Source organism: Streptomyces sp. 891-h, from assembly GCF_022760275.1.
Lineage (GTDB): Bacteria > Actinomycetota > Actinomycetes > Streptomycetales > Streptomycetaceae > Streptomyces > Streptomyces spirodelae.
The window spans coordinates 5,213,418-5,228,330 of sequence record NZ_CP050693.1 but is presented as its reverse complement, the minus strand read 5'-3'; the positions used below and the strand labels follow the sequence as shown (position 1 = coordinate 5,228,330).

10 protein-coding genes and 1 pseudogene are annotated in these 14,913 nt (G+C 71.5%); 3 read left to right on the top strand and 8 right to left on the bottom strand.

What is annotated here, in order from left to right; all coding sequences use genetic code 11:
* Positions 1-17: 17 nt before the first annotated feature.
* A pseudogene (locus HC362_RS22895) lies at positions 18-1,745 on the top strand (ABC transporter ATP-binding protein); the annotation flags it as partial.
* Positions 1,746-1,867: 122 nt separating this feature from the next.
* Positions 1,868-3,790 (top strand): ABC transporter ATP-binding protein, encoded by a 1,923-nt coding sequence (locus HC362_RS22890; RefSeq protein WP_243085865.1) that lies wholly within the window; start codon positions 1,868-1,870, stop codon positions 3,788-3,790.
* Between the two features lie 33 nt (positions 3,791-3,823).
* On the opposite strand, the gene HC362_RS22885 is transcribed toward HC362_RS22890, so the two are convergent.
* The 7 genes from HC362_RS22885 to cutA all read right to left on the bottom strand — a co-directional run bounded on the left by HC362_RS22885 (position 3,824) and on the right by cutA (position 13,655).
* A complete protein-coding gene (locus HC362_RS22885) occupies positions 3,824-4,660 on the bottom strand; it encodes a serine protease (RefSeq protein WP_243085864.1) in 837 nt (278 codons plus the stop codon).
* A 261-nt stretch (positions 4,661-4,921) separates the two neighbouring features.
* Positions 4,922-6,280, bottom strand: a complete 1,359-nt coding sequence (locus HC362_RS22880) for an RNA polymerase sigma factor (RefSeq protein WP_243085863.1) — start codon at positions 6,278-6,280, stop codon at positions 4,922-4,924.
* Positions 6,281-6,484: 204 nt separating this feature from the next.
* Positions 6,485-8,401 carry a DNA primase gene (gene dnaG, locus HC362_RS22875; RefSeq protein ID WP_243085862.1) on the bottom strand — a complete coding sequence of 639 codons (1,917 nt, stop codon included), beginning with the start codon at positions 8,399-8,401 and terminating at the stop codon, positions 6,485-6,487.
* Between the two features lie 167 nt (positions 8,402-8,568).
* The gene (locus HC362_RS22870; protein ID WP_243085861.1) at positions 8,569-10,311 is read right to left on the bottom strand and encodes a pyruvate dehydrogenase; all 1,743 of its coding nucleotides are present in this window, start codon (positions 10,309-10,311) and stop codon (positions 8,569-8,571) included.
* Positions 10,312-10,434: 123 nt separating this feature from the next.
* The gene (locus HC362_RS22865; RefSeq protein WP_243085860.1) at positions 10,435-11,703 is read right to left on the bottom strand and encodes an FAD-dependent oxidoreductase; all 1,269 of its coding nucleotides are present in this window, start codon (positions 11,701-11,703) and stop codon (positions 10,435-10,437) included.
* A gap of 208 nt (positions 11,704-11,911) precedes the next feature.
* Positions 11,912-13,294 carry a deoxyguanosinetriphosphate triphosphohydrolase gene (locus HC362_RS22860; protein WP_243085859.1) on the bottom strand — a complete coding sequence of 461 codons (1,383 nt, stop codon included), beginning with the start codon at positions 13,292-13,294 and terminating at the stop codon, positions 11,912-11,914.
* A 28-nt stretch (positions 13,295-13,322) separates the two neighbouring features.
* Positions 13,323-13,655, bottom strand: a complete 333-nt coding sequence (gene cutA / locus HC362_RS22855; protein ID WP_243085858.1) for a divalent-cation tolerance protein CutA — start codon at positions 13,653-13,655, stop codon at positions 13,323-13,325.
* Between the two features lie 101 nt (positions 13,656-13,756).
* Between cutA and HC362_RS22850 the strand changes: the two genes are divergently transcribed.
* Positions 13,757-14,152: a VOC family protein gene (locus tag HC362_RS22850; protein ID WP_243085857.1), complete on the top strand. Its 396-nt coding sequence runs from the start codon at positions 13,757-13,759 to the stop codon at positions 14,150-14,152.
* 16 nt (positions 14,153-14,168) lie between these two features.
* Here HC362_RS22850 and HC362_RS22845 read toward each other — a convergent pair whose 3' ends face one another.
* Positions 14,169-14,876 (bottom strand): helix-turn-helix transcriptional regulator, encoded by a 708-nt coding sequence (locus tag HC362_RS22845; RefSeq protein ID WP_243085856.1) that lies wholly within the window; start codon positions 14,874-14,876, stop codon positions 14,169-14,171.
* Between the last annotated feature and the right edge of the window lie 37 nt (positions 14,877-14,913).

The window sequence follows — 14,913 nt, the reverse complement described above, 5'->3', positions numbered from 1 at the left end:
CGACCGAGGAAATCTGTGTGCTGATCCGCCTCCTACGCGCCCGGCTGCGCCAGTACCAGCGGCCGATCGCGCTTCTCGTCCTGCTGCAACTCATACAGACCAGCGCCACGCTCTATCTGCCCACCCTGAACGCGGACATCATCGACAACGGTGTCGTCCGCGGTGACACCGGCTACATACTGCGCCACGGCGGCCTGATGCTGGCCGTCTCGGTGGTGCAGGTGGTCTGCAACATCGGTGCCGTCTACCTGGGTGCGCGTACCGCGGCGGCGCTCGGCCGGGACATCCGCGCGGGCGTCTTCGACCGTGTGCAGTCCTTCTCGGCGCGCGAGGTCGGCCAGTTCGGCGCACCCTCCCTGATCACCCGCACCACCAACGATGTGCTCCAGGTGCAGACGGTGACACTGATGGCGTTCACCCTGATGGTGACCGCGCCGATCATGTGCTTCGGCGGCATCTTCATGGCGCTCGGCCAGGATGTGCCGCTCTCCGCCGTGCTGCTGGGTGTGGTGCCGGTGCTCGGTGTCACCGTCGGGCTGATCGTGCGGCGGATGCGGCCGCTGTTCCGCTCCATGCAGCAGCGGCTGGACGGCGTCAACCGCATCCTGCGCGAGCAGATCACCGGTGTCCGTGTCATCCGCGCCTTCGTCAAGGACGACTACGAGCGCCGCCGGTTCCACGAGGCCAACAGCGACCTGACCCAGGTGCAGCTGCGCACCGGGCAGTTGATGGCGCTGATGTTCCCCGTCGTGATGACGGTGGTGAACGTCTCCAGTGTGATCGTGGTCTGGTTCGGCGCGCACCGCATCAGCAGCGGCGGCATGGAGATCGGCGCGCTGACCGCGTTCCTCGCCTATCTGATGCAGATCGTGATGTCGGTGATGATGGCCACCTTCATGTTCATGATGGTGCCCCGCGCCGAGGTGTGCGCCGAGCGCATACAGGAGGTCCTGGGGACCGACACCAGTGTCGTGCCGCCCACCGCTCCGGTCACCACACTGCGGCGGCACGGCCATCTGGAGCTGCGCGGCGCCGGATTCGGCTACCCGGGAGCCGAGGCGCCCGTGCTGCGGGGCATCGACCTGGTGGCGCGCCCCGGCGAGACCACCGCCGTGATCGGCTCGACGGGCAGCGGCAAGTCGACGCTGCTGGGGCTGGTGCCCCGGCTGTTCGACGCCACCGAGGGACAGGTCCTGGTGGACGGTGAGGACGTGCGCACCCTCGACCCGCAGCTGCTGGCCGGCACTGTCGGCCTGGTGCCGCAGCGCCCGTATCTCTTCTCCGGAACGGTCGCCTCCAATCTGCGCTACGGCCGCCCCGACGCCAGTGACGAGGAGCTGTGGGAGGCCCTGGAGGTCGCCCAGGCCAAGGAGTTCGTGGAGCGGATGGAGGGCGGGCTTGAGGCGCCGATCGCCCAGGGCGGCAGCAACGTCTCCGGCGGGCAGCGGCAGCGGCTGGCCATCGCACGGGTGCTGGTGCACCGGCCGGAGATCTATCTGTTCGACGACTCGTTCTCCGCGCTCGACTACGCGACCGACGCGGCGCTGCGGGCGGCGCTCGCCCGCAGGACAGCGGACGCGACGGTGGTGATCGTCGCCCAGCGCGTGGCGACCATCCGGGACGCCGACCGCATTCTCGTCCTGGACGAAGGGCGCGCCGTGGGCGTCGGCCGCCACCACGAACTGATGGAGGGCAACGAGACCTACCGGGAGATCGTGCTCTCCCAACTGACCGAAAGCGAGGCTGTGAGCTGGGGGCACCGCCCAGCGGTAGCTGGGGGAGTACGCCCAACCGCCCAGCCGCAGACGGCTGCGATAGCCGCACCTCTGCGTTGGGCGGACGGAGAAGCGAACGGGAAGGGCACAGCATGAGCGGGCCGGGGGGAATGGCCGCGGGGCCGCCGCGGCGGTCCATGGACTTCACGGGGTCGGGCAAGCGGTTGCTGAGGCAGTTCCGGCCGGAGCGCGGGCGGCTGCTGCTGATGCTGGCGGTGCTCGTGGTCAGCGTCGGGCTGAACGTCGTAGGGCCCAAGGTCCTCGGCCACGCGACGGACCTGGTCTTCGCCGGCTTCATCGGCGAGAAGCTGCCCGACGGGGTGACCAGGGAGCAGGCACTGGAGGGCCTGCGGCAGCGCGGGGACGGCGGGGTGGCCGACATGCTCTCCGGGATGGACTTCACCCCGGGGCAGGGCATCGACTTCGGTGCCGTCGGCACGGTGCTGCTGGTGGTGGTCGTCGTCTACGCGGCGGCCGGGCTGCTGATGCTGTGGGCGGGGCGGATCTCCACCCGCGTCATCACCCGGACCGTCTTCCGGCTGCGGGAGCGGGTGGAGCACAAGCTGGGCCGGCTGCCGCTGTCCTACCTGGACGGCCAGTCGCGCGGCGAAGTGCTCTCGCGGGTCACCAACGACATCGACAACCTCGGCCAGACGCTCCAGCAGACCATGGGGCAGCTGATCAGCTCGCTGCTGACCATCGTGGGCGTACTGGCGGTGATGTTCTGGATCTCGCCGCTGCTGGCGCTGGTCGCCCTGGTGACGGTGCCGCTGTCGGCGCTGGTCGCCACCCGGGTGGGCAAGCGCGCGCAGCCGCAGTTCGTCGCACAGTGGAAGTCGACCGGCGCGCTGAACGCGCACATAGAGGAGATGTACACCGGGCACGCTCTGGTGAAGGTCTTCGGCCGCCAGCAGGAGTCGGCCCAGGTCTTCGCCGAGCAGAACGAGAAGCTGTACAAGGCCGGTTTCCGTGCGCAGTTCATCAGCGGGATCATGCAGCCGGCGATGATGTTCGTCGGCAACCTCAACTACGTACTGGTGGCGGTCGTCGGCGGACTGCGGGTGGCGTCCGGTGCGCTGTCCATCGGTGATGTGCAGGCGTTCGTGCAGTACTCGCGGCAGTTCAGCCAGCCGCTCACCCAGGTCGCCTCGATGGCCAACCTCGTCCAGTCCGGAGTGGCCTCGGCCGAGCGGGTCTTCGAGATCCTCGACGCCGAGGAGCAGTCCCCCGACCCCGACGAGGCACACGCCGAGCGGCCGTCCGAGCTGCGCGGCCGGGTGGAGCTGAAGAGCGTCTCCTTCCGCTACGCCGAGGACAAGCCGCTGATCGAGAACCTGTCACTGGCGGTCGAACCCGGCCAGACAGTGGCCATCGTCGGTCCCACCGGGGCGGGCAAGACCACCCTGGTCAATCTGCTGCTGCGGTTCTACGAGGTGCGCGACGGCCGCATTCTGCTGGACGGCACCGACATCGCGGCCATGTCCCGCGAGGAACTGCGCTCGGGCATCGGCATGGTGCTCCAGGACACCTGGCTGTTCGGCGGCACCATCGCGGAGAACATCGCGTACGGCGCACAAGGGACGACCCGCGAGCAGGTGGAGGAGGCCGCGCGGGCCGCGCACGCCGACCGGTTCATCCGCACCCTCCCGGACGGCTACGACACGGTGCTGGACGCGGAGGGCGACAGCGTCAGCGCGGGCGAGAAACAGCTCATCACCATCGCGCGCGCCTTCCTCTCGGACCCGGTGATCCTGGTCCTGGACGAGGCCACCAGCTCCGTGGACACCCGCACCGAGGTGCTGATCCAGCGCGCGATGGAGCGGCTGGCCTCCGAGCGCACCAGCTTTGTGATCGCCCACCGTCTCTCCACCATCCGGGACGCGGACGTGATCTTGGTGATGGAGAACGGCTCCATCGTCGAACAGGGCACCCATGACAGCCTGCTGGCCGCCGAGGGCGCCTACGCACGGCTGTACCGGTCGCAGTTCGCGGCGGCGGTGGCGGAGGTGGAGTGACCACCTCCGCCCCGCCCCGGGGGCTGGGAGGGATCAACCCGCGAGCTTGCCGGCCGCGGCCTGGATGTCCTTGGCGAACGTGCTGACCTCGGTGTACACACCGGGCTTGCCCGGCCTGGCGCAGCCGTCGCCCCAGCTGACGATGCCGACCTGGACGAACTCACCGGCGTCGTCCTTGCGGAACATCGGCCCGCCCGAGTCGCCCTGGCAGGTGTCCACGCCGCCGGTGTCCATCTTGCCCGCGCACAGTTCCTCGTCCTCGACGAGGTTGGAGTAGGCGGTCTTGCAGGTGGCGTCGTCCACGAAGGGGACCTGCGCCTTGAGCAGATACCGCTGCTGCCGGCCGCCCTCCTGGTCGGCGCCCCATCCGGCGATGGTGAACTCGCCCTTGTTGTAGGAGGAGTCCTCGGCGATGGGCAGGGTCGGCTGGTCGATGGGCTTGTTCAGCTTGATGAGTGCCCAGTCCTTGCCCGTGCCGTCGTAGCCGGGTGCCTGGACGACCTCGGTGGACTTGGCTGTCTTGGCGGCCGGGTCCTCGAGGTCGACGACGCCGCCGGTGGCGGTGATGCTGGTGTCGGGGCCGCTGCCGTCGACGCAGTGGGCCGCGGTCAGCACGATGTCCTTGGTCAGCAGCGAGCCGCCGCAGCCCATGGACAGCCGCACCATGAAGGGGAACTCGCCCTGCCCGGCCTTGGTGCCGCCGACGACGGTCGCGCCCGGGTCGCGGTGGCCGCCGGGTCCGTCGTCCGGCATCGCGGAGGCGATCGAGGGGCTGAGGCTGAAGGCGGCGAGCGCGACGGCGCCGACGGCGGTGACTCTCTTGAGGTGCTTCCTGGTGTCCTGCGCGGAATGTATCCCGGAGTGCTTCAACGGGCTTCCTCTCGTGGGGGGTTGCTCGCGCACCCGCACCCGCCCGTGGCAGTACGACGACAGCACGGCAGCACGCGCACATGAGTGCGATGCTCACTGCGACTGCGGCGGCGAGCATGCCCATGCCAAACCGAGCCGACAGCAGTCCGCAGGGCAGCACGCTCCGCCGGACGTCCCGTCACGAGGGGGCCGGTCCGCGAGATACTGCCGCGATTATGGAGAGGACTCGAACAGACTGACAAGGGCGCCTCGAACAGGCGATCAGTCGAGATAGCCCCGCAGTTGGTCGGCGAAAGCGTGGTCCCGCAGCTTGGTGAGGGTCTTGGACTCGATCTGCCGGATGCGCTCCCGTGTGACGCCGAAGAGCCGGCCGATCTCCTCCAGAGTGCGCGGCCTGCCGTCGATCAGCCCGTACCGCAGCTGCACCACCTTGCGCTCGCGCTCGCCCAGCGTGGAGAGCACCGCCTCCAGGTGCTCGCGCAGCAGCAGAAAGGCGGCCGATTCCACCGGCGAGGGCGCGTCCCCGTCCTCGATCAGATCGCCGAGGTTGACGTCGTCCTCCTCGCCCACCGGGGCGTGCAGCGACACCGGCTCCTGCGCGAGCCGCAGCACCTCGCTCACCCGCTCCTCGGACAGGTCGAGCTGGGCTGCGACCTCCTCGGCCGAGGGCTCGTAGCCCCGCTCCTGGAGCATCCGGCGCTGCACCCGCACCACTCGGTTGATCAGCTCGACGACATGCACCGGCACCCGGATCGTCCGCGCCTGGTCGGCCAGCGCCCGGGACATCGCCTGGCGGATCCACCAGGTCGCGTACGTCGAGAACTTGTAGCCGCGCGCGTAGTCGAACTTCTCCACCGCGCGGATGAGCCCCAGGTTGCCCTCCTGGACGAGGTCCAGCATGGTCAGACCGCGCCCCACGTAGCGCTTGGCGACGGAGACCACCAGCCGCAGGTTCGCCTCTATGAGCCGGCGCTTGGCGAGCCTGCCGCGCACCACGAGCCGGTCGAGGTCGAGCGCGAGCTGCCCGTCCAGGCTGGGCGAGTTCGCCAGCTTCTCCTCGGCGAACAGCCCGGCCTCCACGCTGCGGGCCAGCTCCACCTCCTCGGCGGCGGTCAGCAGCGGGATACGGCCGATCTCCCGCAGATACTGCCGGAAGAGGTCGGCCGAGGGGCCGCTGGTGGGCAGTTCCCGCTGCGGAACGGTCGGTTCCGCCTCCACCGCCGGCTCGGCCCCGGGTGCACCGCCCTGGTCGGGGACGGCGGCCGGCTCGGGTACGGGAAGGGGCGCGGGCGCGGGTCCGGGCGGCTCGAAGGCGGTCGGCTCGTGCGCGGGCGACTGCCCCGGGTGCGCGGGAGGCGCCGGGGGCGCTGACGGCACGGGGGGCGCTGAGGGCGCAGCGGGCGTGGCCACTGCGGCGGTCGGGGCGGCGAGAGGCGCCGCTTTCAGGGTCCGGGTCTGCACGGGGGCGACCTCCAGTGTGATCGCTGCCGGTTCGGGGGCGGCGTGCGAGGCGGGGACGGCTGCGGCCGGGCCGCGCTCCATCCCGTACGAAACGTGCGGATCCGCGGGGGACTTTGGCCCTTCCCGGCCAGCACCGCCCCGCTCCGAGGACTCAGGCACCGCCCACCAGTGTGGGGTACGACACATGTCCGCCACGAGAGGCGTGCGGGCAGTTTTTCCGCCAAACGTCACCCTCAGCGCACGGGTCGCTACGCACCTCTGGGGCGTCGGAGGCCGCTGTGCCGCTTGGGGCAGCGGAACCGTGCCCCTGGGGGCGGCGGAGCTCGAGCGTTCCTCGCGGCCGCGGGGCGCCCCCGCCCGCCGTCAGAGCGCCGCAGCGCCCCGCTCGCGCAGCGCGATGCCGTACTGCTGGAGCGTCCAGATCTGCTGGCGCACACCCGCCGACTGCTCGTACTCCCCGCGGGCCTCCATGCGCCGCGCCGCACCCTCCAGCTCGGCGATGCGGGCGTTGACGGCGGCACGGCGTACGGCGACCAGCTGCTCACCCGCGTACGCCTCGTCGACCTCGCGGTTGCGGGCACTGCGCAGCGGTTCGACGGCCAGCTCGGTGATCAGGGAGCGCACCGTGTCGTCCGGCGCCGCGTCCCTGACCCGGCCCAGATAACCGCTGTCACCGATGCCCGCCTCGGCGCCGCCGGCCGCCTCCAGCGCCTGCCGCACCACCGCGTAGGGCGCCGCGGTGAACTCGTCGGCGCCATAGGCGTCGAAGGCGGGCGAGACCAGCTCGGGGCGCTGGAGCGCCAGCTTCAGCAGCTCACGCTCGACGCGGTGCGCGGGGCTGCGGAGATTCAACGCCGGGCCGTGCGGCACGAACGGGGCCTGTACGGCGGGGGTTTGCGGCGTACGGGACGCGCGGGCCGCCGCGCCCGGGGGCGCCTGGCCGCGCTCGCGCGCCCACTTGGCGAGCTGGGCGACGCGGTGGACGACGAACTCCTCGTCCACGATGCCCAGCAGCCCGGCCAGCCGCACCGCGTAGCCGCGCCTGATGGAGGGGTCCTTGATCTGGGTGACGACCGGCGCGACCTCCTCCAGCGCGGCGGAGCGCCCCTCAGCCGTATCCAGGTTGTGCCGGTCCACGATGGAGCGGATGGCGAAGTCGAAGAGCGGGGTGCGGCTCTCCACCACCTTGGCGACGGCCTCGTCGCCCTGTGCCAGCCGCAGATCGCACGGGTCCATACCGCCCGGCGTCAGCGCGATCCACGTCCGCGCCGCGAACTTCTGGTCGTCCTCGAAGGCGCGCAGCGCGGCCTTCTGGCCCGCCGCGTCACCGTCGAAGGTGAAGACGACCTCCGACTGGGAGTTGTCCATCAGCACCCGGCGCAGGATCTTCACATGCTCGCCGCCGAAGGCGGTGCCGCAGGTGGCGATGGCCGTGGTGACCCCGGCCAGATGGCAGGCCATCACATCCGTGTAGCCCTCCACGACGACGGCCCGGTTGGCCTTGGCGATCTCACGCTTGGCCAGATCGATGCCGTAGAGCACCTGGGACTTGCGGTAGATGGGGGTCTCGGGCGTGTTGAGGTACTTCGGCCCCTGGTCGTCCTCGCGGAGCTTGCGCGCTCCGAAGCCGACGACGTCCCCGGTGATGTCCCGGATCGGCCACATCAGCCGGCCACGGAAGCGGTCGATGGGCCGGCCGTTGCGGGCCTCCTGGGCGAGGCCGGAGAGGGTCATCTCCTTGTCGGTGAAGCCCTGGCCGCGCAGATAGCGCACCAGGTGGTCCCAGCCCGCCGGGGCGTAGCCGATACCGAAGTGCTGGGCCGCCTCCTGGTCGAAGCCGCGGTCGGCGAGGAAGCGGCGGCCGATCTCCGCCTCGGGCCCTTCCAGCTGCTCGGCGTAGAACCGTGCCGCGATCTTGTGGGCCTCCACCAGGCGGGTGCGCTCGCCCTGCTGGGAGGCGCGGCCGTAGCCGCCCTCCTCGTAGCGCAGCGTGATGCCGGCGCGGGCCGCGAGCCGTTCGACGGCCTCGGAGAAGGACAGGTGGTCGACCTTCATCACGAAGTCGAGGGTGTCCCCGCCCTCCTGGCAGCCGAAGCAGTGGTAGAGCCCCTTGCTGGGACTCACATGGAAGGAAGGGGACTTCTCATCATGAAACGGACAGAGCCCCTTGAGGTTGCCGCCGCCCGCGTTGCGGAGCTGGAGGTACTCGGACACCACGGAGTCGATCGAGACCGCGTCCCTGACCGCCTTCACGTCCTCGTCGTTGATCCTCCCAGCCACGCCACGAGTCTACGGGCCGTCGCTGACATGGTTGCTCCCTCCCTTGCGGGGTGCTCCCCCGGATTCCGGCACGGTGCTGCCCCTGTCCGTTGTCTGCGGGCTGCGGGTGGGGGGTGGCTTGTCGCGCAGTTCCCCGCGCCCCTTCGGGGCGCTCTCCCTTCGGGGCGCTACGGCCGGGGGAGGTTGCGGAGGTTGGAGCGGGCCATTTGGAGCATGCGGCCCACGCCGCCGTCCAGCACGGTGCGGCCCGCCGAGAGGGCGAAGCCGCTCACCTGTTCGCGGGTGATCTTCGGCGGGAGGGAGAGCGCGTGCGGGTCGGTCACGATGTCGATCAGCGCGGGGCCGTCGTGGTCGAGGATGTCGCGGAGGGCGCCGCGCAGCTGTTTGGGCTTCTCGACGCGGACGGCGTGCGCCCCCGCCGCCTGCGCGAGGGCCGCGAAGTCCGGGTTGCGGTTGTGCGTACCGTACGCCGGCATGCCGTCGACCATCATCTCCAGTTCGACCATCCCGAGCGAGGAGTTGTTGAACAGGACGACCTTGACCGGCAGGTCGTACTGGACGAGCGTGAGGAACTCCCCCATCAGCATGGCGAAGCCGCCGTCGCCCGACATGGAGACGACCTGGCGGCCTCGGTCGAGGAACTGTGCGCCGATGGCCTGGGGCACTGCGTTGGCCATCGAGCCGTGGCTGAACGAGCCGATCACCCGCCGCCGCCCGTTCGGGGTGATGTAGCGGGCCGCCCACACGTTGCACATGCCGGTGTCGACGGTGAAGACGGCGTCGTCGGCCGCCTCCTCGTCCAGTACGGACGCCACGTACTCGGGGTGGATGGGGATGTGCTTGTCCACGTTGCGGGTGTACGCCTTGACCACGCCCTCCAGGGCCTCGGCGTGCTTCTTGAGCATCCGGTGCAGGAACCCGCGGTCGGTCCTGGCCCGCACCCTGGGGGTGAGACAGCGCAGCGTCTCACGGACGTCGCCCCAGACGGCGAGGTCGAGACTGGTACGGCGGCCGAGGTGCTCGGAGCGGACATCCACCTGGACGATCTTGCAGTTCTTGGGCAGGAACGCGTTGTAGGGGAAGTCGGTGCCCAGCAGGATCAGCAGGTCGCACTCATGGGTGGCCTCGTAGGCGGCGCCGTAGCCGAGCAGTCCGCTCATGCCGACGTCGTAGGGGTTGTCGTACTGGATCCACTCCTTGCCGCGCAGCGCGTGCCCGACCGGGGCCTTGAGCCGCTCGGCGAACTCCATGACCTCCTCGTGCGCGCCCGCTGTGCCCGCGCCGCAGAACAGGGTGATCTTCTCCGCGTCGTCGATCATGCGTACCAGCGCGTCGACCTCCGCGTCCCCGGGGCGCACGGTGGGGCGCGAGGTGACCAGCGCGTGCTCCACCGGGCTCTCGGGCGCCGGCTCGGAGGCCAGGTCGCCAGGGAGCGCGACGACGCTCACGCCCTGCCGGCCGACGGCGTGCTGGACGGCCGTCTGGAGCACCCGGGGCATCTGCCGCACGCTGGAGATCAGCTCGCTGTAGTGGCTGCACTCGACGAAGAGCCGCTCGGGGTGTGTCTCCTGGAAGAAGCTGGTGCCGATCTCGCTGCTGGGGATGTGCGAGGCCAGCGCGAGGACCGGCGCCATCGAGCGGTGCGCGTCGAAGAGCCCGTTGATCAGGTGGAGGTTTCCGGGGCCGCAGGAGCCGGCGCAGGCGGCGAGCTTCCCGGTGAGCTGCGCCTCGGCGCCCGCGGCGAAGGCGGCCGCCTCCTCGTGGCGTACCTGGACCCAGTCGATGGCCGGGGTGCGCCGGACCGCGTCGACGATCGGGTTGAGGCTGTCCCCCACCACGCCGTAGAGACGCTCCACTCCGCAGCGCACCAGGGTGTCGACGAACTGCTCGGCCACCGTCTGCTTCGCCATCGCTCACTCGTCCTCAGCTCGCCGCATGCCAGGGCGGCGGTACGGGGCATCGCTCCTACCCGGAACGTATTCCCCGTCCGCCGCCCTGGCATCACGCGAATCCGCCGCCCCGGCGATCAGTGGTCAGCCATTGGTGCCGTCCAACGACTCCAGGGGCACACCCGGGTCGGCCAGCGCGTGCGGGTCCACCCGGGCGCCGGAGCGGATCAGGTCCTGGATGGGTCCGGTCACATCCCACACATTGGCGTTCAGCCCGGCCAGCACCCGGTTGTCGCGCAGCCAGAAGGCGATGAACTCGCGCTTGCCCACATCGCCCCGGCACACCACCTGGTCGTAGGAGCCGGGCGGGGCGTAGCCGGAGTACTCCATGCCCAGGTCGTACTGGTCGGAGAAGAAGTACGGCACCCGGTCGTAGGTCACGTCCTTGTCCAGCATGGCGCGGGCGGCCGCCGGGCCGCCGTTGAGGGCGTTCGCCCAGTGCTCGACCCGCAGCCGCTCGCCGAGCAGCGGGTGCGCGACGGCGGCCGCGTCACCGGTGGCGTAGATGTCCGGGTCGCTGGTGCGCAGCGAGGCGTCCACCGCGATACCGCCGCCAGGCCCGGTGGCCAGCTCCAGACCGGCCGCCTCGGCCAGCGCGGTGCGCGGGGCAGCGCCGATGGCGGCCAGCACATCGTGCGCGGGGTGCTCGTCACCGTCGTCGGTACGGACACTCTGCACCATGCCGTCGGTGCCGGTGATCTCGGTCAGCCGGGCACCGAAGTGGAAGCGGACGCCGTGCTCGCGGTGCAGGTCGGCGAAGAGGGAGCCCAGCTCGGGGCCGAGCACGGTGTGCAGCGGCGTGGGCTCGGGCTCGATGACGGTGACCTCGGCCCCGTACGTCCGCGCGGCAGCGGCCACCTCCAGACCGATCCAGCCGGCCCCGGCGATCACCAGATGGCCGTTCTCCTGGCCCAGCGCGCTCAGCACCCCGCGCAGCCGGTCGGCGTGCGCCAGTCTGCGCAGGTGGTGCACGCCCGCCAGGTCGGTGCCGGGGATGTCCAGCCGGCGCGGCTCGGCGCCGGTGGCCAGCAGCAGCTTGTCGTAGTGCACGCGGGTGCCGTCGCCCAGCCGCACCGACTTGCCCGCCCGGTCCAGCTGCACGGCCGGCTGTCCCAGATGGAGTTCGATGTCGGCGCCCGCGTACCAGGCCGGCTCGTGCACGAAGACGCTGTCACGTTCATCCGAACCGGTGAGATAGCCCTTGGAGAGCGGGGGGCGCTCGTAGGGATGGTCGCGCTCGTCGCCGATCAGGATCACGCGGCCGGTGAACCCCTCCGCGCGCAGGGTCTCGGCGGCTTTCGCCCCCGCCAGTCCCCCGCCGACGATGACGAACGTACGGTGTGCGTCGACCACTTGAAGCCTCCTCCTAGAAGACGCTGCCCCCTGCGGGCCGTGCTGTCCCCCGTCGTCCACACGTGAGCGTCCCGCATCGGGGCAGGCGCGGGAAGAGGCAGGGGGCATGGATGGGACGTATGAGCACCGCGACAAGTTCCGAGGCGCGGTGTGGACCGAGGGCACTGCCCAGTGGGGCTGACGGCCCTCGCGCCGTCCTCGCGGTCCATCAGCGGCGCCCTCGTGCCGTCAGCGCCCCGTGCAGTGACCGGGCCGCCGCGTCGGTGAGCGTGGAGATCTGGTCGACGACCACCCGCAGCCGGGCCCGCTCGGGGTCCGGCGCGCCGGCCGCCTCCGCGTACAGCTCCGCATACTGCGGGTCCAGACCCTCGGGGGCACGCTCCAGCAGCGACTCGGCCAGCTCCCCCACGACGATCCGCTGCTCGCTGCGGAGCCGCTCCAGATCCGGCCGCTGCATCACATAGCGGTCGGCCACCGCCTTGAGCACCGCGCACTCCAGCCGGGACGTCTCCGGGACGATCAGCTGGGCGGCGTACCTGGTCAGCGGGCCCGAACCGTAGGCAGCGCGGGTCGCGGCCTCGGCGGCGAGACAGAACCGGCCGATGAGCTGGCTGGTGGCGTCCTTCAGCCGGGCCTGGTCGGGCGCCGTGCCGTCGTAGCCGCGCGGCCACCACTCCTGTGCCGCCAGCCGGTCGAGCGCGGCCGCCAGCTCGCCGTCCGAGGCACCGGCCGCGTAGCGCTCTGCGGCGACGGCGAAGACCTCGCTCCGCTCGGGCCCGGACAGCAGCATGCGCGGGTCCAGATGCCCGGCCCTGATGCCGTCCTCCAGATCGTGCACCGAGTAGGCCACATCGTCCGACCAGTCCATGACCTGCGCCTCGAAGCAGGTGCGGCCCGCGGGCGCGCCCGCGCGCAGCCATTCGAAGACCGGCAGGTCCTCCGCGTAGACGCCGAACTTCGGCGAACCCGGATCGACGGGGTGCTCACCGCGCCGCCACGGGTACTTGGTGGCGGCGTCCAGCGCGGCGCGCGTCAGATTGAGACCGACGTGCACCTGTCCGTCCGGCTCCTCGGAGAACCGTTTGGGCTCCAGCCGGGTCAGCAGCCGCAGCGACTGCGCGTTCCCCTCGAAGCCGCCCGCCGGTGCGGCGATCTCGGCCAGCACGGCCTCGCCGTTGTGGCCGAACGGCGGGTGCCCCAGATCGTGGGCGAGGCACGCCGTCTCGACCAGGTCGGGGTCACATCCGAGCGCGGCACCCAGTTCCCGGCCCACCTGGGCGCACTCCAGCGAGTGCGTCAGCCGGGTCCGGGGCGTGGCGTCCCACGCCGGGCTGACGCTGCCGGGCGCGACCATCTGGGTCTTGCCGGCCAGCCGGCGCAGCGCGGCCGAGTGCAGCACGCGGGCACGGTCGCGCTGGAAGGCGGTACGCCCCGGACGCTTGTCCGGCTCCGGCACCCAGCGTTCGAGGTCGGCAGGCGTGTAGCGGGGCGCCGGCGGGCCGCCGCCCTCCACCGGGGGCGCGCCGCCGTGCGCGGAGGTGTCCTGGGCGGACGTGCCGCCGTGGGCGGGTGTGCCGTGGCTGGCGTGCATACGCCGACCGTAACCGCAAGGCCGCGCCTCAGGACTGCTGAGAGGGCCGCGTCTCCTCCTCCACCCACCGCAGATAGTCCGCGCTGCCGCGCACCACCGGGGTGGCGATGATCTCCGGCACGTCGTACGGGTGGGCCTCGCGCAGGTACGCCTCAAGCGCGTCGTAGCGGGCGGCGCTCGTCTTGAACAGCAGCTGCCACTCGGGGTCGTCCTGTACGGCGCCCTCCCACCGATACAGGGAGGTGACAGGGCCGTTGAGCTGCGCACACGCGGCCAGCCGCCGGGCGATCGCCTCCGCGGCCAGCGTCTTGGCCTCTTCCTGGGAGCTGGTCGTCGTCAACACGGTGAGGATCTCGGCCATCGCACCAGGGTAAGGGGGGCGCCGAAGGCAGGGAGGCGAAGGCAGGGAGCGAGGGCCGAAACGTTCAAGACCGGCGGGGCACGACGCCATAGCGTACGGGTATGACACCTCGTTTCGACCTCATCGGCATCGTCACCTCCGACATGAGCGCCTCGCTCGCCTTCTACCGGCGGCTCGGACTCGACATCCCCGCTGACGCCGACGCCCTGCCGCATGTGGAGTTCACCGGCCCGGGCGGCGTACGGATCGCCTGGGACACCGAGGAGACCGTCCGCTCGTTCGATCCCGACTGGACGGCGCCGCCGCGGGGTGCGGGCCGGATCGGGCTGGCCTTCCTGTGCGACTCGCCCGCCGAGGTCGACAAGGCGCACGGCGAGCTGACCGACGCCGGGTACGAGAGCCACCATGCGCCGTGGAACGCCGATTGGGGCCAGCGCTACGCGACGGTGCTCGACCCGGACGGGAACGGGGTCGATCTGTTCGCGCCGCTGGGTTAGGGCCTGCCGCACGCCCTCAGCGGCGGACCAGCTCGCTCATCGGTACGCCCGCCAGCGCACGCGTCTCGCGGGCCAGGTGGGCCTGGTCGGCGTATCCGGCTCGCAGCGCCGTCTCGGCGAGCGGTCCGCCCGACGCGGCGAGCTCCAGCGCCCGCTGCATCCGCAGTACCCGGGCCAGCGTCTTGGCGCCGTAGCCGAAGGCGTCCCGGCAGCGGCGATGGAGCTGACGTTCGCTCAGCCCCACCCGGCGGGCGACCTCGGCGACCCCGGCACCGTCCCGCAGCGCCGCCACGACGGCGTCCACCCGGTCCGCGTCGCGCGGGTCGGCGGCCGCGCGCCGCTCGGCGGCCAGCCGTCGGCCCGCGACGCCCTCCAGCGCCGCCAGCGGGTCGTGGGCCTGCGCGACCCGTTCACGCAGCTCGCGCACCTGCCGGTCGGGCCACAGATCGGCGAGCGGTACCCGCTGGTCGCGCAGCTCCCAGGCGGGTACGCCGAAGACGCGTGGGCCCGTCCCCGGCGGCAGCCGGAGGCCGAAGACCGGAAGGCCCCGGCGTTCGGTGGTCAGATACGCGCGGGTGTCGGGACCGGCGACGACCAGTTCGCCGTTCCACAGCAGCAGGTCCATGCAGCCGTCTGGCAGCACCCGCCCCGTCGTCCCCGGGGGCACGGGGGCGCGGGTCCACACCACGGCGCCGCGCAACCGCGACGCCCGTTCCTCGTACATGTCCTCAGGATGCACCCGGCCACTGACAGCGCCGACG

What these genes read in the sequence shown, in the direction of transcription:
- HC362_RS22890 (WP_243085865.1), top strand. Translation starts at nt 1,868, where the DNA reads ATGAGCGGGCCGGGGGGAATGGCCGCGGGGCCGCCGCGGCGGTCCATG.
- HC362_RS22860 (WP_243085859.1), bottom strand. Translation starts at nt 13,294, where the DNA reads ATGCACGCCAGCCACGGCACACCCGCCCACGGCGGCACGTCCGCCCAG.
- cutA (WP_243085858.1), bottom strand. Translation starts at nt 13,655, where the DNA reads ATGGCCGAGATCCTCACCGTGTTGACGACGACCAGCTCCCAGGAAGAG.
- HC362_RS22850 (WP_243085857.1), top strand. Translation starts at nt 13,757, where the DNA reads ATGACACCTCGTTTCGACCTCATCGGCATCGTCACCTCCGACATGAGC.
- HC362_RS22870 (WP_243085861.1), bottom strand. Translation starts at nt 10,311, where the DNA reads ATGGCGAAGCAGACGGTGGCCGAGCAGTTCGTCGACACCCTGGTGCGC.
- HC362_RS22845 (WP_243085856.1), bottom strand. Translation starts at nt 14,876, where the DNA reads ATGTACGAGGAACGGGCGTCGCGGTTGCGCGGCGCCGTGGTGTGGACC.